Raw genomic sequence first — 19020 nt, forward strand, 5'->3', positions numbered from 1 at the left:
GACGCTAACAGTTCGATCGCCTGGCCCGCAGTTCAGGCTGACCCAGTACCGTATTCATGTGCGCCTTGGGGTTCTCGACGTCGGAAGCAACACCGTCCACCTGCTCGTCGTGGACGCCCACCGGGGTGGTCACCCCATGCCGATGAGCTCGACGAAGGCCACGCTGCGGCTTTCCGAGAACATGGACGACGTGGGGCGGATCACCATCGAGGGCGCCGAACGGCTCATCTCGACCGTCGCCGAATTCGCCAGCATCGCCGAGACCTCGCAGTGCGTGGAACTGATGCCGTTCGCCACCTCCGCGGTGCGTGAGGCGAAGAACTCCGAGCAGGTCCTGGCCCGGGTGCGCGCCGAGACCGGCGTGGATCTGCAGGTGCTGGCCGGGGTCGACGAGGCGCGGCTGACCTTCCTCGCCGTGCGCCGCTGGTACGGCTGGAGCGCGGGCCGGATCCTGAACCTCGACATCGGCGGCGGATCGCTGGAGATGAGCAACGGCGGCGACGAGGAGCCCGATGTCGCGCTGTCGTTGCAACTCGGCGCGGGCAGGCTCACCCGCGACTGGCTGCGCGAGGATCCGCCGGGCAAACGCCGCGTCGCGGTGCTGCGCGACTGGCTCGACGCGGAGCTCGTCGCGCCCGCGAGACAGCTGATCGGCGCCGGGCGACCCGACTTGGCCGTTGGCACGTCCAAGACATTCCGATCGCTGGCCAGATTGACCGGAGCTGCACCGTCTGCCGCCGGACCCCGGGCTCGACGTACACTCACGAGCTCGGGTCTGCGTCAGTTGATCGCGTTCATCTCGCGAATGACCGCCGCGGACCGGGCAGAATTGGAAGGTGTCAGTTCCGATCGGTCACAACAACTGGTGGCCGGCGCGTTGATCGCGGAGGCGAGTATGCGGGCACTGTCGCTGGATACCCTCGATATTTGTCCGTGGGCACTGCGCGAGGGGCTCATCCTGCGCAAACTGGATACCGATATGAACGGCGGACCGAGAGCGACACAGTTATCCGGCGCGGCGGGCAGTGGCACGCCGCGCTCCGATGGCGGGCCGCCGCTATCGGGCCCGATCGAAACGGTTTCGTCATGAGTGGTGAAGATTCCAAGCAACTGTCGGTCGCGGAGTTGCTGGCGCGCAACGGCGCACAGGCCGCGAACCAGTCCTCCGGCGGCGGCAGGCGAAGGCGCGGCAGTCGCGGCATCTCGGTCGCCGAGCTGACCGGTGACCTGCCGGTCATCCGGGAAGGCGGCAGCCATTCCGCGCACGCCGCACCGGAGCCGCCCGCCGACGAGTCGCCGTCCTACACCCCGCCCGCGGCCGAGACTCCGAGCTACGAGCCGAGGTCGTGGGAGTCCCCCGGCTACGAGTCGCCGCGCTTCGATCCGGCGCAGTTCGGCGCCGCGACTCCGGAAGCCGCCGCGTCCCCTGATGAGCCGAGCCACTCGCCCGTCTCGGGGCCGATCACCCGATACGATCCGCTCTCCGCCCCCGACCCGCTCGGCTACTCCGCTCGGGTGATGCCGGGCCGGGAGATGCCGGGGCCGACCGCACGGCACAGCGCTCCCGAGGTGGGCGGTGTCGATCCGTCGGCCGCCGCGCCGTACGTGCCGGATGCCGGGGCATACGGTTACGGGGCAGCGCCCAACGGCGCCGAGTCGGGAGCGTACGGGTCGGGGGCCGCGTCCTTCGCGCCGTACGGGTCCGGTTCGACGCCGAACGACCCCGCTGCCGCGCCGTTCGCTTCCGAGTCCGCGTCGTATGCGCCCGGATCGGCGCCATACGCTCCCGAGTCCGCACAGGCCGCGCCCGCGGGGTACGCGCCCGAACAGCCCGCGGCCGCCGAACCGTTGTTGCCGCGCCGCAGTGGGCGCAGGCGCAAGCACGAACCGGACGAGTCCGCCACGCAGGTGTACAAGCTTTCCGATGTCTCCGCCGCGACCCCTCGGCCCGAGCGCGCCCCGCGCAACGGCGTCGCCGGTCGGCTGGAGCGGTCGAGGCCGAGTCGGGCCGCGCGCCGCCGCGCCGCCGAGGAAGCGGAGGAGGGGCCTTCGACAGCGCCGTGGTCGCCGTCGAGCGGCGGATTCGAGGCCACCGGATTCGAGGGCAACGGGACCGGAGGCAACGGAACCGAGAGCCAGGGCTTCGAAGGCAATGGCTTCGAGGGCAACGGTTTCAACGGCGGCGGTTTCAACGGCAATGGTTTCAACGGCAACGGTTTCGAGGGCAACGGTTTCAACGGCGGTGGCTTCGAGGGCGGTGGCTTCGACGGCAACGGACCCGAGGGAAACGGTTTCGCCCCGCATGGTTCCGGCCCGAATGGCTTCGGCCCCAATGGTTTCGAAGCCAACGCCGCACCGCTCGCCCCTCCGGCCCCGCATCCGATGCCCGAGCCGCCCAACCGCAGGTCGCCGCGCCGCGGAGGTTTCGGACCGGACAACCGTGACGATCCCGACCTTCGTGACGAGCGCATCGGCCGTGACGAGCGCAATGGTCGTGACGAGCGCAATGGCCGTGACGAGCGGGGCCGTGGCAATCGCAACGGTCAGGACAACGGCGCGCTCCCCGCGTGGTCAGCGCGAAGACGCAAACCCGCCGCACCGCCGCCGGACGACGCGCCGGAATCCGGTGGTCTCTCGACCGCGGCGTGGTCGCTGGCGAGTCAGGATCAGCAGTTGCTCTCGGGCTCGACGGTCGCGGGCGATCTGCTGCGTGACGGTGTCGAGCGCGCCGAACGCGGTCAGCGCGGCAGGCAGGCGCGCGAGGCCGAGCGGGAGCCGGTGGATCTGCTCGAGGCCGACGGCGGATACACCGATGTCTACGGTCCGTACACCGGCGATATGGATGTGCTCGACGACGACGATCTCGACGAGCCGCCCGCGCGATCCGGCAAGCCGGGCCGGGCCGCGGCGCGCCGCTCGCGCGGCGGTCAGCGCGACGAGCACGAGGCCAATCGCAGGCAGTGGCTGATTCTCGGCGGTCAGAGCGCGGGCGCCGCGATCGCGGGCATGCTGCTGTTCAAGGGTTTCGAGAGCATGTGGGAGATGTTGCCGTGGGTGGCGCTGGCATTGGCCATGATCGTGATCCTCGGCCTGGTCGCCTTGGTGCGCATCCTGCGCCGCACCGACGACATCCTCAGCACGGTGATCGCGGTCGTGGTCGGCATCTTCGTCACATTGGGACCGTTGGCCTTCCTGCTCAGCACGAATTGAACGGGTCGGCGCGAGCGGGGAAGGCCGGGGAGGCGAAGCATTTTGGGTGATGCCCGCGCGCCGATTCTGGTCGGGCTCTCGACGGCTTCGGTGTATCCGCAGAACACCGAGGCGGCGTTCCGGTACGCGGCCGAACTCGGTTACGACGGTGTGGAACTGATGGTCTGGGCCGAACCGGCCAGTCAGACCGTGGAGACCGTGCGGTCCTACGTGCGCGCCTACGAGATGCCGGTGCTCGCGGTGCACGCGCCGTGCCTGCTCATCTCGCAGCGGGTGTGGGGCGCGGATCCGATCGCCAAACTCGAGCGCAGTGTCCGCACCGCGGAGGAACTCGGCGCGGGCTGCGTTGTGGTGCATCCGCCGTTCCGCTGGCAGCGCCGCTACGCGCAGGGGTTCGCGGCGCAGGTGGCCGAACTCGAGGAGACGAGTTCGGTGATCGTCGCGGTGGAGAACATGTTCCCGATGCGCGCGGACAGCCTGTTCGGCCGCAAGGCGGGGTCGGCGCGGCGGTTGGAGCGCCGGGGCGGGCCGGGGCCGGGGGTGACGGCGTTCAGCCCGTCCTACGATCCGACCGACACCGGCTTCCGCCACTACACCCTCGACCTGTCGCACACCGCGACGGCGGGCGCGGATCCGCTGGTGTTGGCCGCGCGGATGGGCGGCGGCCTGGCGCACCTGCATCTGGCCGACGGCCGCGGCGCCGCGCACGACGAACATCTGGTGCCGGGTGAGGGCACCCAGCCGTGCGTCGACATCTGCCGGATGCTGGTCGACACCGGGTTCGCCGGGCACGCGGTGGCCGAGATCAACACCCAGACCGCGCGCACGGCCGCCGCGCGCGCGGACATGCTCGGGCGCACCTTGGATTTCGCGCGCGAACACCTGAACGGCCACACCGCGGCGAACCGGTCGTCGCGGGTCACCCATATGTGAGTTGAATCCCGTTCCAGTCGGAGATACGGCCATGGCGCCGCATCGTTGTACGCTGTACGAATTCCCGTGTGGGCATGGAGGACAGGAGTGAGGATGACGACGGAGCAGATCGCCGAGGCCGCGGTGGCGAAGACGGACGACGCCCCTTTCGGCCGCGTGTGCGCGCTCACCGAACTACCCGCCGTCGATCCCGACACCGGTCGCTACGCGGGCGTCATCGACGAGGTCTGGACCATCGCCACGAAGGTGCACGGCGGCACCATGGTCGCCGCGAGCGCGGCCGCCGCCTCGAATTGGCTGCGCGCGCACGATCCCGCGCTCGCCGAGATGGCGCCCATCGCCGCCAGTTCGGATTTCCTCGGCGCGCCCGAACCCGGCGCGGTGGAGTACGAGGTGCGCATCCGCAAGGTCGGCAGGCAGATCTGTCTCGCCGATACCACCCTGGTCCAGGGCGGCCGCGGGCTGGTCCGCACCGCCCTCACCTTCGGCCGCCTCGACGCCGCCGACCCGGTCCACACCGTCGGCGAACTCGACATGCCCGCCGCGCCGCCCGCCGACGCCATCGGCTTCGAGCCGGGTTCGCGGATGGGCGATATCGTGCACGTCGGACGCGGCGCCGACCTGTTCCTCGATCGCGCCTGGTCGCCGTTCCTCGAAGACCGGCGCGGTGCGCCGCGCCTGCGGCTGTGGATCCGCCCGCGCCCCGGCGACGCGGCCGACGCGGCGGTGGCCATGTACTTCGCCATGATGTCGGCCGACATGAGCCCGCCGGTGCCGATGAACCTCGGCCACTTCGGCTGGGCGCCAACCGTGCAGATGACCACCTACCTGCGTCGCAGGCCGGCGCCGGGCTGGTTGCGCGTGATCGCGACCACCAACGAGGTCGGGCAGCGGATGTTCGATGAGGACCAGTTGGTGCTCGACTCGACGGGCGCGGTGGTCGCTCAGAGCAGGCAGTTGGCGCTCGTCCCTTCGGGTTTCCCCGGCGCGTGACGCGGGGGTCGCCCGGTTTCGGTGGCGCGCGGCGGTCCCGTCTAGCCTTACCTCCCATGACGAGAATTGCGGTGATCGGTGGCGGTCGCATCGGGGAGGCGCTGGTCGCCGGATTGCTCGAGTCGGGGCGGGCGACCAAGGATCTGGTCGTCGTCGAGACCTTCGCGGACCGGGCCGAGCTGATCGCGGGCCGCTTCGGTGTGCGGGTCACCGAGTCGGTCGAGGACGCCGTGGTCGGCGCCGACCTGCTGGTGATCGCCGTGAAGCCCGGCGATGTGGACACCGTGCTCACCCAGTTGGGTAAGGCCGAACTCAACGTCGGCGACCGGGATCAGGTGCTGGTATCGCTGGCCGCGGGTGTGCCGACCGCGCGCCTCGAGGCCAAACTACCCGCGGGCTTTCCGGTGGTCAGGGTCATGTCGAATACGCCGATGCTGGTCGGGCAGGGCATGAGCGTGCTCGCGCCGGGTCGCTACGCGCGTCCCGAGCAGTTGGCCCTGGTCACCGACATGCTGGCCGCGGTCGGCAAGGTGGTCACGGTCGCCGAATCCCAGATGGACGCCGTGACGGCGCTGTCCGGCTCGGGGCCCGCCTACTTCTTCCTGGTCGTCGAGGCGCTGGTGGACGCGGGCGTCGGGCTCGGCCTGTCCAGGGAGGTCGCCGACCAGCTCGTCGTGCAGACGATGATCGGCTCGGCCGCCTTGCTCGACGATTCCGGCCAGTCCGCGGTGGAGTTGCGCGCCGCCGTGACCTCGCCCGCGGGCACCACCGCCGCCGCGCTGCGCGAACTCGAGCGCGGCGGAGTGCGATCGGCCTTCCTCGAGGCGCTGCACGCGGCCAAGCAGCGCTCCGCCGAGCAGGGTGTCGGCGACGGTGTCGCGGGCGGCCCGCTGGCGTGATCGCGCCGGATCCGAGATCCCGTCGTGATCGACAGTCGCCGGATCGCGGCGCATCATGGATAGAACTGTGACGGGAAGAAGAACCGCCGATAACGCAAATCGAACACCGCGCGTCCGCATGGTGACTCGCCGATGCCCAGCGAGCGACGCTGATTTCTCACACCCGTCGCAGTAATCCCACTGGCAACGCTAAGCTTCAAGGAGCACGTGCGTGTCTGTTCCGCCGGTGGGGAAGCCGGCGGCGCGGACGTGCCGGAGGTCAATGGTGCAATGATGTCTTCTAACAAGATGTCTGCGAACAGTTCGGGGTCGTCCCCCGGTTCGTCGGGCCCTTCCAGTAGCCGCGTGAGTACCGGGCAGCAACCCGTACTCGGTGGTGGGACGCAATTCCTGACGGTCGCCGAGGTGGCGAATCTGATGCGAGTGTCGAAGATGACGGTCTATCGGCTCGTGCACTCGGGTGAACTGCCCGCGGTTCGGGTCGGGCGGTCCTTCCGGGTACACGCGAAAGCGGTGCACGAGTACTTGGAGACGTCCTACTTCGACGCCGGATAGCCAGGGGCGGTACCCGGTGGGTGGTCGCGCGGTCGCGCGGCTCCCACCGGTGCCGCCGTCGACAGGGTCCCGCGAATGCCCTCGCGGGGCAACGGTAAGATAGACCCTCGGTTCGTGTTCGTCCGTCGGCGGCGCCGCTTTCGTGGTGTCCGGCGCAGGCCGACGGCGCGGACGCCGAAAATAGCGCGCGTCGAGAGCGTGCGTGCCGACCAGCCGAGTAGAGAGAACGCGAGGAAACCCTATGGGTTCTGTGATCAAGAAGCGTCGCAAGCGCATGTCGAAGAAGAAGCACCGTAAACTGCTTCGCCGTACACGTGTGCAGCGGCGCAAACTCGGCAAGTAAGGCTCGCGCGCTCCGAGATCTCGAATGATGAGGCCCGTCACCCGCAGGGTGACGGGCCTCACCTTTTGAAACAGCAAGATTTGAAATGGTCGGATGTATCCGGTGACTGAAGTCATCGTTAGAAGCTGGTTAATACTCTCGGAGTCGCGGTCGCCTGCGGTTACGCTGGAACCGCCAGGAAATGGAATGAGGTACCTCGTAGGTGGGATCCGGTGCGATGGGATCTGAGGTAAGAGGTGGCGACACGCCCAGAGTGGTGATGGTGACGGGCGCGAGTCGATTCTTCGGCGGCAACGCCGTGGCCAAGCTCGCGCAGGACCAGGGCATCGAACGGGTCATCGCGGTGGACACCATGACACCGACCCGCGAGTTGCGCCGCCGTATGGGACGCGCGGAATTCGTGCGCGCCGATATTCGGAATCCGTTGATCCGCAAAGTGATCAGTGGGAACGAGGTGGATACTGTGGTGCACGCCGCGGTATTGTCGCGGCCCCCTGCCGGTGGCGGCCGGGCGGTGATGAAGGACCTCAACGTATTGGGCGCGATGCAATTGTTCGCGGTTTGTCAGAAGTCGCCATCCGTGCGCCGCGTCGTGGTGCGCTCCACCTCCGCGATTTACGGTTGCAGCGCCAAGGACCCCGCGAAATTCACCGAGGAAATGAGCGCACGCAAGCCGCCGCGCGGCGCGTTCGCGCGAGACATGATCGAAATCGAGGGATTCGTCCGCGGCCTGGCCAGGCGCAGGCCCGATATCGCGGCATCGATACTGCGATTCGCGCCGATCGTCGGACCGCGGCTCGCCGGTCGCGGTGTGCAATACCTGCAGTCACCCGTGACCCCCACCGTGCTCGGCCGCAACGCGCGCCTGCAACTGCTGCACGAGGAAGACGCGGTGGCCGCCGTCGTGCACGCCGCGCGCAGAACGCCGGGAGGCACCTACAATGTGGCGGGGGACGGCGCGCTGACGCTGTCCCAAGCGGTCCGGCGAGCGGGCCGACTCGAACTGCCGGTGCCCTTCGCCCTGTTCCGCACCGCCGGACGGGCATTGATGGGTCCGGTGATGCGTGAGTTCACCGGCGAACAGCTCGACTATTTCCACTTCGGATGTGGTCTGGACACCACCCGGATGCGCACCGAACTCCAGTTCACGCCACGCTGGACGACGGTACAGGCATTCGACGACTTCATCGGGGGCGCAGCGTTGCGGCCCGTCTTCGATCCAGCGTGGATCGATGCCGCAGAAAATAAACTGCTCGGCCTGCTCGGGGCCGGTACGGGAGCACAGTCATGAGCCACGTAGCGAAAGTGATTCACCTTCACGACCAGACGGTGGAGTCGCGCCAGCGCGGCGCACCGCGCCGCAGGCCGGAGCCCGCGGTACGCACGGCGCCCAGCGAAGTGACCTCCCTCACCGACCGGCTCGCCGCCGCCGAACCACCGGCGCCGCGATCGGTATCGGATCTGGTGCGCGGTGCGCTCGGCAAACAGATCACCAAGACCGCGGAATTCGCGCGGCGCCGACTCACCGGCGACTACCAGGTCGATGAATTCGGCTTCGACGAGCATCTGCTCGAATCGGTCATCCTGCCCACGCTGCGGCCGCTCTCGGACGCCTGGTTCCGAGTCCAGGTCAGCGGGATGTCGAACATTCCCGAAGTGGGCGGCGCGCTGATCGTCGCCAACCACGCGGGCACCATACCGATCGACGGTCTGATGCTGCAGCTGGCCGTACACGACAACCACGCCAAGCAGCGCGCGCTGCGACTACTCGCGGCCGACCTCATCTTCGAGATGCCGGTGCTCGGTTCGTTGGCGCGCAAAGCGGGCCACACTCTCGCCTGCCGGGAGGATGCCGAGCGACTGTTGCGGTCCGGTGAGCTGACCGGCGTGTTCCCCGAAGGTTTCAAAGGGGTCGGGAAGAACTATGCCGACCGGTACAAGTTGCAGCGATTCGGCCGAGGCGGGTTCGTGGCCGCCGCCGTGCGGACCGGAGTGCCGATCATTCCGTGCTCGATCGTCGGTTCCGAGGAGATCTACCCGAAGCTGGCCGACCTGAAGCCGCTGGCCCGATTGATGGGCCTGCCGTACTTCCCGGTCACGCCCACATTCCCACATCTCGGCCCATTGGGCGCGGTGCCGTTGCCTTCCAAGTGGTACATCGAGTTCGGGGAGCCGGTGTCTACCGCGGGTTACGATCCCGAGGCGGCGGAAGACCCCATGACCATGTTCGAGGTCACGGATCAGGTTCGGGAGACTATCCAGCAGACGCTCTACAAGCTGCTGACCAAGAGGCGAAACCCGTTCACCGGGTAGCGCTTTCGCGGGGGGTTATTTTTCTTTGCGTCGGGTGACGGCGGCGGCCACCGCGCCGCCCGCGGCGCCGAGGGCCAGTGCGGTGGGGACGCCTATTTTGGCGGCTTTGCGGCCGGTGCGGAAGTCTCGGATTTCCCAGCCTCGGTTCTTGGCTACTTCGCGGAGGTCGGAGTCGGGGTTGATGGCCACGGCGGTGCCTACCAGGGAGAGCATGGGGACGTCGTTGTGGCTGTCGGAGTAGGCGGTGCAGCGCTTCAGGTTCAAGCCTTCGCGGATTGCCAGGGTGCGGACGGCGTGAGCTTTGCCGAGGCCGTGCAGGATGTCACCTACCAGGCGGCCGGTGAAGTTGCCGTCGACGCTTTCGGCGACCGTGCCGAGGGCGCCGGTGAGGCCTAGGCGTTTGGCTATCACCTGGGCCAGTTCCACCGGGGTCGCGGTTACCAGCCAGACCTGTTGGCCCGCGTCCAAATGCATCTGCGCCAGTGCACGGGTGCCCGGCCAGATCTTGTCGGCGATGATCTCGTCGTAGATCTCCTCGCCGAGGGCGGCCAGTTCGGCGGTGGAGCGGCCCGCGATGAAGGCCAGCGCTTTTTCGCGGCCCGCTTGCATGTCGGTGCTGCTTTCCTTGCCGGTGACGCGGAACTTGACCTGTTTCCAGGCGACGTCGACCAGGTCGGAGGTCTTGAAGTATTTGCGGGCGGCAAGGCCGCGGGCGAAATGGATGATGGACGCGCCTTGGACCATCGTGTTGTCCACGTCGAAGAAGGCGGCCGCCGTCAGGTCGCGTGGGGCTTCCGGGCCGAGCAGTTCCGGTTCGCCCGCGGCGAGTTCGGCGTCGTGCAGCGACAACGCGGCGTCGGCGCTCGCCTCGCCCGCGAGGTTGGCGCGCACTTCCTCTTCGCTTGGGCCGAAGGGGCTGCGCGAGATCCGGGCGAGCTGGTCTTGCAGGCTCTGACCGAGTCTGCCTTGATTCCAGCGGACCGGAAACTCGCCGAAGCGTCCCGCGATGAATCCCGCCCTCTCGACCTTCGATCGTTCCGGCACCAGTACCTCCGCCCGTCGCGCGAACTAGTCCACACTAGCTGGCTCGGCCGACAGTTTCGCCTAGGACGTGGGGTCGGGAGCGGCGGTGGCGAGGGATTTAATAACGGCCATGACTAGTGAGCGCTCGCGCACGGAGACCAATCCCACACATTCGGTGACACTGTTGACGAGATCGGGCTGCGGACTGTGCGTGACCGCGCTGGAACAGCTGCGTGTGATCTGCGGTGATTTCGGCATCGAACCGGACTCGATCGATGTCGACGAGGTCGCCGGAACCGACCCTGGCCTGCGCGCGGAGTTCGGGGACCGGCTGCCGGTGGTGTTGCTCGACGGGCGTGAGCACAGCTATTTCGACGTGGACGAACCCCGTTTGCGTGCCGATTTGCGTCGCTGAACAAAAGCTGCTCACGGCCGATTCGTCGCGTCGCTGGTCGCGGCGGAAAATGAGGCCGAATTCACCGACTTTGTGAAGGGCTGCACAAGCAGTTACGGTGGTGGCACGCGACCCGCATACCGAGGCTGCGGGCACACCCCTGAAAATCCGAGTAATCCGAACCTTCGACCATGGCACCGGACCGCGCGGGACTTGAGCATCGCACCGGGTCAGAGGTCGAGCGACGAACCGGATGCGAGCGATCCGGGACGAGGAGCCGACGACGTGACAGAGCAGCATGAGGCGCCGGGCGGCGTCTCCGGCAGGGCTCTGCAGCGGACGGCGTCCGGTAGGGACATCCCGCAGGCCACCGTCGCGAGATTGGCCACCTATCTCCGGGTCCTGGCGATGCTGGCCGACGAAGGTGTGCTCATCGTATCGAGTGAGGAACTGGCTGTCGCGGCGGGTGTCAATTCGGCGAAGTTGCGCAAGGATCTGTCCTTCCTCGGCCCCAACGGCGTTCGCGGCGTCGGCTACGACGTCGCGAAGTTGCGGACCAGGATCGAGGACGTGCTCGGACTGTCCGGCGGGCACCGCGTGGTACTGGTCGGCGCGGGCAATCTGGGCCGGGCGCTGGTGGGTTACGGCGGATTCGCGCGCCGCGGCTTCACCGTGGTCGGCATCTTCGACAGCGACGCCTCGGTGATCGGGCGCACCGTGGCGGGTCTCACCGTCCGCGATGTGAAAGCGCTGGACGAGGCGGTCGTCGCTCTCGATCCAACCATCGCGGTCATCACCGTGCCCGACGACGCCGCCCAGGCGGTCTGCGACCGGCTGGTCGCCGCGGGCGTGCAATCCATCCTGAGTTTCGCGCCGAGTGTGCTCATGGCGCCGCCCGCCGTCGAGGTGCGCCGGGTCGATCTCGCGGTGGAGATGCAGATGCTCTCCTTCGAACGCACCCGCAACGCGGAATCCGAGCCGCTGGCCGAGGTGGTCTCGGGCCGGATCGCGCGCCGGGGGCCGAATTCACATGCCGCGCTCGGACATTCCGGGCCACACCAGGCGACCCACGCGGCCGCCGCACATCAGACGACAGCGCGTCAGGCAACGGAGCCAAGCAGCAAAGGTTCGGTGGTAACACCATGAGCGTTCTTCTCGTCGGGATCTCGCATCGCAGCGCGCCCGTGTCGATTCTGGAGAAGGTGGCGATCACCGACACCGACCGACCGAAGCTGATCGACCGGATGCTGGCCTCGAGCCACGTGTCCGAGGCGATGATCGTGTCCACCTGCAACCGCGTCGAGGTCTACGCGGTGGTCGACGCCTTCCACGGCGGTCTCGCCGAGGTCGGTGAACTGCTCACCAGGCATTCCGGTCTGCCGCTGCCCGATCTCACCAAGCACGCCTACGTCCGCTACAGCGAGGCGGCCGCCGAACACCTGTTCGCGGTGGCTTCCGGACTCGATTCGATGGTGATCGGCGAGCAGCAGGTGCTCAGCCAGATCCGCAGCGCCTACGCGTCGGCCGACGCGCAGCAGGCGGTCGGGCGGACGCTGCACGAGTTGGCCCAGCACGCGTTGCGGGTCGGCAAGCGGGTGCATTCGGAGACCGGCATCGACCGCGCAGGCGCGTCGGTGGTTTCGGTCGCGCTGGACAAGGCGCGCACTGTGCTCGCCGCCGATTCCGCGCTCGCGGGCCATGCCGGGGGCGCGGTCGATTCGGCGCTGGTCGGGCGCACCGCCGTCGTGGTCGGCGCGGGCGCGATGGGCGGGCTCGCGGTGGCGCATCTCGGGCGCGGCGGCATCGGCCGGATCATCGTGGTCAACCGGACCATCGAGCGCGCCCGGCGGCTGGCCGAGACCGCGAGCGGGTACGGCGTCGAGTCGAGTGCGCTGGAACTGTCCGGGCTCACCGAGGCCATGGCCGCCGCCGATGTGGTGATCACCTGCACCGGCGCGGTCGGCGCGGTGGTGACGCTGGCCGATACGCACCGCGCGCTGGCCGATCGTGAGCGCGCCGACGGCGCCGAACGTCCGCTGGTGTTCTGTGACCTGGGCCTGCCGCGTGATGTCGAACACGCGGTCGCCGGTCTGCCCGGCGTCTCGGTGATCGATATCGAGACCTTGCAGCGCGATCCGGCCGCGGGCGCGGCCGCCGACGACACCGCCGCCGCGCGCGCGATCGTCGCCGACGAACTCGCCAGATATCTGGCGGGCCAGCGCATGGCCGAGGTGACGCCGACGGTGGCGGCGCTGCGTCAGCGCGCGGCCGAGGTGGTCGAGGCGGAACTGCTGCGGCTGGATTCGCGGCTGCCCGGTTTGGCCGATCCCGAACGCGACGAGGTCGCGCGCACCGTGCGCCGGGTCGTGGACAAACTGCTGCACGCGCCGACCGTGCGGGTCAAGCAGTTGGCCTCGACGCCGGGCGGCGACACCTACGCCGAGGCGTTGCGCGAGTTGTTCGAACTGAAACCCGGTGCGGCGCAAGCGGTTGCGGCGCCGATGGAGATCAGTACGATCTCGGGCGATCCCACCGCCGCGCTCGCCGACGACTTCACCACCGGCCATCCCGGCGCCGAACAGGGGAATCCACGATGACGGCGCCCCTGGACGAGACCAACGGGTCGACCGAGCGGGAAGGCAGGCGCTGGCGGATCGGCACGCGCGGCAGCCTGCTTGCGCGCACCCAGTCCGGCACGATCCGCGACGCGCTGATCGCGGCCGGGCACACGGCCGAACTGGTCATCGTGCAGACGCCGGGTGACCGGTCCGCCGAGCCGGTCAAGGACATCGGCGTTGGCGTGTTCACCTCCGCGCTGCGCGAGGAACTGGCCGCGGGGACCATCGATATCGCGGTCCACTCGTACAAGGATCTGCCGACCGCGCCCGACGCTCGTTTCACCATCGCGGCCGTGCCGCAGCGCGAGGACCCGCGTGACGCGCTGGTGGCGCGCGCGGGCATGGTGCTCGGCGAACTGCCTGCGGGCTCGCGGGTCGGCACGTCGGCGCCGCGCCGGTCCGCGCAGTTGGCGGCGCTCGGCCTCGGACTCGACATCGTGCCGCTGCGCGGCAACCTCGACACCAGACTCGCCGCGGTGCGCGACGGCGAACTCGACGCCGTACTGGTCGCGCGGGCGGGTCTGGCCAGGATCGGCAGACTCGACGCGGTCACCGAGGCGCTCGAACCCGTGCAGATGTTGCCCGCCCCCGCGCAGGGCGCCCTCGCGGTGGAATGCCGCGCGGGCGACGCGGAGCTGATCGAGGTGCTCGCCGCGCTCGACGATCCCGCCACCCGGGTATCGGTCGAGGCCGAACGCGCTCTGCTCGCCGAACTGGAGGCCGGATGTTCCGCCCCGGTCGGCGCGCTCGCCGAGGTCGTCGAATCGCTCGACGACGACGGCAGGATCTTCGACGAGCTCTCGCTGCGCGGTTGCGCGGCCGCCGTCGACGGATCCGAGGTACTGCGGGCCTCCGTGGTCGGTTCGCCGCGGGATGCGGCCGAACTCGGCCGCGCGTTGGCCCGCGAACTGGTGGAGCTCGGCGCTCGCGAGCTCCTCACCGCGGAACCGGAGTCGAGTTCCGCCGACGACTTCACCCATCCCAGCCCAATGGAGAACAGCCGATGAGCAGCCGAGCCACGAAGAAGCACCCCGGTCGGATCCTTTTCGTCGGGTCGGGTCCCGGTGACCCGGCGCTGCTCACCGTGCGCGCACGCGAGGTGCTCGGGCGCGCCACGCTGGCCTTCACCGATCCCGATGTGGACAGGGGCGTGCTCGCTCTGATCGGCACGGCGGTCGAGGAGAACGAGGACGGCACGCGTCCGGTCGACGTGCGTCCCGCGCTCGGTGAACCGGCCGAGGTGGCGAAGACGCTGATCGCGGAGGCGCGCGCCGGACACGACGTGGTGCGGGTGGTCGCCGGTGATCCGCTGACCACCGACGCGGTCATCAACGAGGTCAACACCGTCACCCGTTCGCACATGGTGTTCGAGGTGTTGCCGGGTCTGCCTTCGGGTTCGGCGGTCCCGAGTTACGCGGGCATCGCGTTGGGTTCCGGGCACACCGAGGCCGATGTGCGCGGCGAGGTCGACTGGGCGGCCCTGGCCACCGGGCCCGGTCCGCTGGTGTTGCACGCCACTTCGGGACATCTGGCCGAGACGGCGAGCGCGCTGGTCGAGCACGGCATGGCGCCGCAGACCCCGGTCGCGGTCACGGTGCGCGGCACCACCCGCCAGCAGCGCACCATCGAGGCCACCCTCGCCACGCTCAACAGCGCCGCCTCCGAGCTGGTCGGCCCGCTGGTGGTAACCGTCGGCAAGGTGGTCGCGGCGCGGTCGAAGATGTCGTGGTGGGAGTCGCGCGCGCTGTACGGCTGGACCGTGCTCGTGCCGCGCACCAAGGATCAGGCCGCCGAGATGAGTGAACGCCTCGTCACGCACGGCGCCATCCCCATGGAGGTGCCGACCATCGCGGTCGAGCCGCCGCGCAGTCCAGCGCAGATGGAGCGCGCGGTCAAGGGACTGGTGGACGGGCGCTACCAGTGGGTGGTGTTCACCTCGACCAACGCGGTGCGCGCGGTGTGGGAGAAGTTCGCCGAATTCGGTTTGGACGCAAGGGCTTTCTCCGGCGTGAAGATCGCCTGCGTCGGCGAGGCCACCGCCGACAAGGTGCGCTCCTTCGGCATCAATCCCGAACTGGTGCCGAGCGGTGAACAGTCCTCGGAGGGCCTGCTCGCCGACTTCCCGCCCTACGACGACGTTTTCGACCCGGTGAACCGGGTGTTGTTGCCGCGCGCCGACATCGCCACCGAAACACTCGCCGAGGGTCTGCGCGACCGCGGCTGGGAGATCGACGACGTGACCGCCTACCGCACGGTCCGCGCCTCGCCGCCGCCCGCCGAGACCCGCGAGATGATCAAGACCGGCGGATTCGACGCGGTGCTGTTCACCTCGTCCTCCACGGTCCGCAATCTCGTCGGCATCGCGGGTAAGCCGCACGCGCGGACCATCGTCGCCTGCATCGGCCCGAAGACCGCCGAGACGGCCGTCGAATTCGGCCTGCGCGTCGACGTGCAGCCCGAGGTGGCCCAGGTCGGTCCCCTGGTTGAGGCGCTGGCCGAGCACGCCGCCCGCCTGCGCGCCGAAGGGCTGCTGCCCCCGCCGCGCAAGAAGAGCCGCCGCAGTCGCTAGTTCAGCGGCTGTAGCGCAGCAGGGTGCGCACCAGTCGGCAGGTGGCGTCGGACGGCGGGCGGACGCCGACGAGATCGGCTGTGCGGCGGATCTTCTCGTTGCTCGCCTGACTCGGCAGGTAGGTGCCCGAATCCAGGAGCGCGATGGTGAGCCGCATCGCCTTCAGCCTGCGGTTGTGGGTGACGTACCACTTGCGTGGACGTCCGGCGGGCAGCGGGCGTTTCCGCAGCGGTACGTAGGGCTCGATGACATCGGACTTCGATGTGGTGGATTTCGATATGGTGGTCGTTGGCACGAACGTCCTCCCCTCGCGGTCGGGAGCTTGCCGGTGCGTGATGCTCTGGTGCATGACGCCCTGGTGCACGACGCACCGGCAAGCTCCCTTCGAACACATCTTCGATTATACCGCGTACCACCGACAGAAACCGCTGGCCCGCATGGTTTTCTCGCACCGATAGGCGGCCCGCGCGGGCGGGCGACGGGGTGTCCGGCGGCAGGCGTATCGTGCGAGCCATGACCGGAACAGACCGCCCGCGGCGGTTGCGCCGTACTCCCGCCCTGCGCCGCCTGGTGGCCGAAACCACCCTGGAGCCACGGCAATTGGTGTTGCCGATGTTCGTCGCCGACGGTTTGGACGAAGGGCGGGAGATCGGGTCGATGCCCGGTGTGTTCCAGCATTCGATGGATTCGCTGCGCAAGGCCGCGGTCGACGCGGTCTCGGCGGGGGTCGGCGGACTCATGCTGTTCGGCGTGCCGTGCCCCGAGGACAAGGACGCGGTCGGCAGTCGGGCCAGTGATCCCGAAGGCATTCTCAATCGCGGCCTGCGCGCGCTGTCGGAGGAGGTCGGCGACGCCACGGTGGTGATGGCCGACACCTGCCTGGACGAATTCACCGATCACGGGCACTGCGGCGTGCTCTCGGCCAACGGCGCCGTCGACAACGACGCGACCCTGCACCGCTACGTCGATATGGCGCTCGCCCAGGCCGAGGCGGGCGCCGACCTGCTCGGCACCAGCGGCATGATGGACGGCCAGGTCGGGGCCATCCGGCGCGGGCTCGACGCGGTGGGTCGCACCGACACCGGCATCCTCGCCTACGCCGCGAAGTACGCGTCGGCCTTCTACGGCCCGTTCCGCGAGGCCGTCGCCTCCACGCTGGAGGGCGACCGGCGCTCCTATCAACAGGATCCGGCCAACCGCAAGGAAGCCATCAGGGAATTGGAGTTGGATCTGGCCGAGGGCGCCGACATCGTCATGGTGAAACCGGCCATGTCGTACCTGGACATCCTGCGCGATGTGGCCGATCGGTCGAATGTGCCGGTGGCCGCCTATCAGATCTCCGGCGAGTACGCGATGATCACCGCCGCTGCCGAACGCGGCTGGATCGATCGAAGGGCCGCGATCCTGGAATCGCTGACCGGCATCCGCCGGGCGGGCGCCGATATCGTGCTGACCTACTGGGCCGTCGAAGCGGCACACTGGTTATCGTGACAACTATGCAGTACCCCGTCGGCGCAGGTCCGACGCCGCGTCCGCCCGTGCCCGAGGACGTCCGCACCGCGCGCCAGCTGTGGTGGGCGGTCGCCGCGTTCGGCGTGGTGCAGTTGACCGCCTCGTTGGTGGTGGCGAGCGGTCAGCGCGACGAACTCGCCGACGAGGCGTTCGAGACGTTGCGTGCGAGCGATCCGACGGCCACCGAGGCCACCGCCGACCTGATGGTGATCGGGGTTTTCGGCCTCGCGGCCATCGCGGGTGTGATCATTACCGCGTTTGCTTTGCTGTTCATCCATTTCTTCTGGCGCGGCAAACTGTGGGCGCGCACCCTGCTGACATTCGTCGGGGTATGGCTGGTCATCATCGGGGTGGCCACGTTGTTCGCGTTGGAGTCGGTGGACGGCATAGCGGCGCTGGTCGCGGGTGGTGCGGCGATCGTGCAGGGGGTGCTGGCGGGCGGTGCGCTCTATCTCGGTCACCGACCCGATTCGAATGCCTACTTCCTGATGAACCGCCGGTGAATGTCCGGCATACCGGATGGCCAGTTTGTGGGACGGGCGGTGGCATGTATGGTGAGGGTTGTCACAGTGGACACGGGAACCGGTAGTTGTCGGTCGTACGTTGTTTCGCGTATCGCGAAGACGTCGTCCGCGGAACTCCGGGGGATCGGAGGCAGCGATGCGAGTGGTGATCCAACAGCCGCAGAGCATTCGGCGGGACTTGATCGTTCTGAGCCTCCTCATTCTGTTCGGTTTGATCACCGTCGCGGTACTGCTCTTGCCCAGCGTGGTCGGCTGATCGGCGCCGACACCGCGCGCGGCCCCGCCGCTGCCGGGAGCGCGCGATGACCGAAACGGTGCGCGAGGATACGATCCTGTTCGCCGAACCGGGCGCACGCTGGCGCTCGGTGGCCTACGGACCGGTGTTGTGCGCGGCGGTGCTCGTCGCCGAGATCGTTTCCGGCAGTCCGGTGCACTGGTTCGCGCTCATCTTCTGCGGCACGCTCGTCGCCGGATTCGTCTGGCTGCAGGTGCTCGCCGGACAACGCCACGTCAGCGTCGAACTCACCGAGACGCACCTGCGCGGAGGCACCGAGACGATCCCGCTGAGCACCGTCGCGCAGGTCATGCCGGAACGCGACGACAACTCCTGGGACGATGAGGACTGGGAATCGGCGCGCGCGCTCGGCGAACTGACCGGCGTACCGCGCCGTCGCACCGGAATCGGGCTGAAGTTGCGCGACGGCGGCTATGTACAGGCGTGGGCGCGCGACCATCGCGGATTGCGCGCGGCCCTGGAATCCGTACTCGCAGACCCACCGGCTGTCGATGCCGCGCCCGCGGACACCGCGCCCGGTGGCGCACCGGAATCCCCCGACCGGCACGACGAGAACGGAGGCGACCGATGAGGCAAGGCATCGCGGTGGCACTCGGCGAAGCGGTGATCGTCGTGCTGTGCCTGATCGGCGCGGTCGCGAGTTGGGGCAACGGGACCGTGCACACCTCGTTCGCCCCGAACGGCGACCTGCCCGCATTCGAGGCGACCCGCTATATCGCCCCGTGGCTGGTCTTGTCGGTATTCCTGGTGACCGTGGCCGGGCTGTGCGCCATGGACGCGGCCGCGCGCGTCGGCAGGGCCGTATCGCGTGACCGAATCGGTGGTCGGTAGGCGCCTAC

At 68.9% G+C, this 19020-nt stretch carries 20 protein-coding genes; 18 read left to right on the plus strand and 2 right to left on the minus strand.

The features are described from left to right. Positions 1-58: 58 nt before the first annotated feature. The 9 genes from IT779_RS18725 (at position 59) to IT779_RS18765 (ending at position 9246) form a co-directional block, all read left to right on the plus strand. The gene (locus IT779_RS18725; protein WP_196150633.1) at positions 59-1090 is read left to right on the plus strand and encodes a Ppx/GppA family phosphatase; all 1032 of its coding nucleotides are present in this window, start codon (positions 59-61) and stop codon (positions 1088-1090) included. Beyond that, positions 1087-3210, plus strand: coding sequence for a hypothetical protein (locus tag IT779_RS18730; RefSeq protein WP_196150634.1), 2124 nt, complete (start codon positions 1087-1089; stop codon positions 3208-3210). Before IT779_RS18725 ends, IT779_RS18730 begins: the two co-directional genes overlap by 4 nt. Before the next feature lie 42 nt (positions 3211-3252). Continuing rightward, positions 3253-4143, plus strand: coding sequence for a sugar phosphate isomerase/epimerase family protein (locus IT779_RS18735; protein ID WP_196150635.1), 891 nt, complete (start codon positions 3253-3255; stop codon positions 4141-4143). A gap of 93 nt (positions 4144-4236) precedes the next feature. Then, on the plus strand, positions 4237-5136 hold the full coding sequence (locus tag IT779_RS18740) for a thioesterase family protein (RefSeq protein ID WP_196150636.1): 900 nt from the start codon (positions 4237-4239) through the stop codon (positions 5134-5136). A gap of 56 nt (positions 5137-5192) precedes the next feature. Further along, on the plus strand, positions 5193-6035 hold the full coding sequence (gene proC, locus IT779_RS18745) for a pyrroline-5-carboxylate reductase (RefSeq protein ID WP_196150637.1): 843 nt from the start codon (positions 5193-5195) through the stop codon (positions 6033-6035). 270 nt (positions 6036-6305) lie between these two features. Next, positions 6306-6590 (plus strand): helix-turn-helix domain-containing protein, encoded by a 285-nt coding sequence (locus tag IT779_RS18750; RefSeq protein WP_196150638.1) that lies wholly within the window; start codon positions 6306-6308, stop codon positions 6588-6590. 241 nt (positions 6591-6831) lie between these two features. Further along, positions 6832-6933 (plus strand): 30S ribosomal protein bS22, encoded by a 102-nt coding sequence (locus tag IT779_RS18755; RefSeq protein WP_003402602.1) that lies wholly within the window; start codon positions 6832-6834, stop codon positions 6931-6933. Between the two features lie 217 nt (positions 6934-7150). Next, positions 7151-8224 carry an NAD-dependent epimerase/dehydratase family protein gene (locus IT779_RS18760; protein WP_196150639.1) on the plus strand — a complete coding sequence of 358 codons (1074 nt, stop codon included), beginning with the start codon at positions 7151-7153 and terminating at the stop codon, positions 8222-8224. After that, positions 8221-9246, plus strand: a complete 1026-nt coding sequence (locus IT779_RS18765; protein ID WP_196150640.1) for a lysophospholipid acyltransferase family protein — start codon at positions 8221-8223, stop codon at positions 9244-9246. The genes IT779_RS18760 and IT779_RS18765 overlap by 4 nt, the downstream gene beginning before the upstream one ends. Before the next feature lie 15 nt (positions 9247-9261). Here IT779_RS18765 and IT779_RS18770 read toward each other — a convergent pair whose 3' ends face one another. Continuing rightward, positions 9262-10194: an HAD family hydrolase gene (locus IT779_RS18770; protein WP_232541901.1), complete on the minus strand. Its 933-nt coding sequence runs from the start codon at positions 10192-10194 to the stop codon at positions 9262-9264. 205 nt (positions 10195-10399) lie between these two features. Between IT779_RS18770 and IT779_RS18775 the strand changes: the two genes are divergently transcribed. The 5 genes from IT779_RS18775 to IT779_RS18795 all read left to right on the plus strand — a co-directional run bounded on the left by IT779_RS18775 (position 10400) and on the right by IT779_RS18795 (position 15850). Further along, on the plus strand, positions 10400-10684 hold the full coding sequence (locus IT779_RS18775; RefSeq protein ID WP_196150641.1) for a glutaredoxin family protein: 285 nt from the start codon (positions 10400-10402) through the stop codon (positions 10682-10684). 264 nt (positions 10685-10948) lie between these two features. Continuing rightward, entirely contained in the window at positions 10949-11809 is an 861-nt protein-coding gene (locus IT779_RS18780) for a redox-sensing transcriptional repressor Rex (RefSeq protein WP_196150642.1), read from the plus strand. Next, a complete protein-coding gene (locus tag IT779_RS18785; protein ID WP_196150643.1) occupies positions 11806-13260 on the plus strand; it encodes a glutamyl-tRNA reductase in 1455 nt (484 codons plus the stop codon). The genes IT779_RS18780 and IT779_RS18785 overlap by 4 nt, the downstream gene beginning before the upstream one ends. Then, a complete protein-coding gene (hemC, locus tag IT779_RS18790; protein WP_196150644.1) occupies positions 13257-14288 on the plus strand; it encodes a hydroxymethylbilane synthase in 1032 nt (343 codons plus the stop codon). Before IT779_RS18785 ends, hemC begins: the two co-directional genes overlap by 4 nt. Next, complete coding sequence (locus IT779_RS18795; RefSeq protein ID WP_196150645.1) at positions 14285-15850, plus strand: bifunctional uroporphyrinogen-III C-methyltransferase/uroporphyrinogen-III synthase; 1566 nt, start codon at positions 14285-14287, stop codon at positions 15848-15850. The genes hemC and IT779_RS18795 overlap by 4 nt, the downstream gene beginning before the upstream one ends. Before the next feature lies 1 nt (position 15851). Here the strand turns inward: IT779_RS18795 and IT779_RS18800 are convergent, their stop codons facing one another. Further along, positions 15852-16145: a hypothetical protein gene (locus IT779_RS18800; RefSeq protein ID WP_196150646.1), complete on the minus strand. Its 294-nt coding sequence runs from the start codon at positions 16143-16145 to the stop codon at positions 15852-15854. Between the two features lie 218 nt (positions 16146-16363). Here IT779_RS18800 and hemB point away from each other — a divergent pair, with 218 nt between their 5' ends. From hemB to IT779_RS18820, 4 genes are all read left to right on the plus strand, one after another. Then, positions 16364-17341 carry a porphobilinogen synthase gene (gene hemB, locus IT779_RS18805; protein WP_196150647.1) on the plus strand — a complete coding sequence of 326 codons (978 nt, stop codon included), beginning with the start codon at positions 16364-16366 and terminating at the stop codon, positions 17339-17341. 5 nt (positions 17342-17346) lie between these two features. Continuing rightward, the gene (locus tag IT779_RS18810) at positions 17347-17865 is read left to right on the plus strand and encodes a hypothetical protein (RefSeq protein WP_196150813.1); all 519 of its coding nucleotides are present in this window, start codon (positions 17347-17349) and stop codon (positions 17863-17865) included. A 323-nt stretch (positions 17866-18188) separates the two neighbouring features. Next, on the plus strand, positions 18189-18752 hold the full coding sequence (locus IT779_RS18815; protein ID WP_196150648.1) for a hypothetical protein: 564 nt from the start codon (positions 18189-18191) through the stop codon (positions 18750-18752). Next, positions 18749-19012, plus strand: coding sequence for a hypothetical protein (locus IT779_RS18820; protein WP_196150649.1), 264 nt, complete (start codon positions 18749-18751; stop codon positions 19010-19012). The genes IT779_RS18815 and IT779_RS18820 overlap by 4 nt, the downstream gene beginning before the upstream one ends. The last annotated feature ends 8 nt before the right edge of the window (positions 19013-19020 follow it).

Origin of the sequence: Nocardia bovistercoris (genome assembly GCF_015674855.1) — a bacterium.
Lineage (GTDB): Bacteria > Actinomycetota > Actinomycetes > Mycobacteriales > Mycobacteriaceae > Nocardia > Nocardia bovistercoris.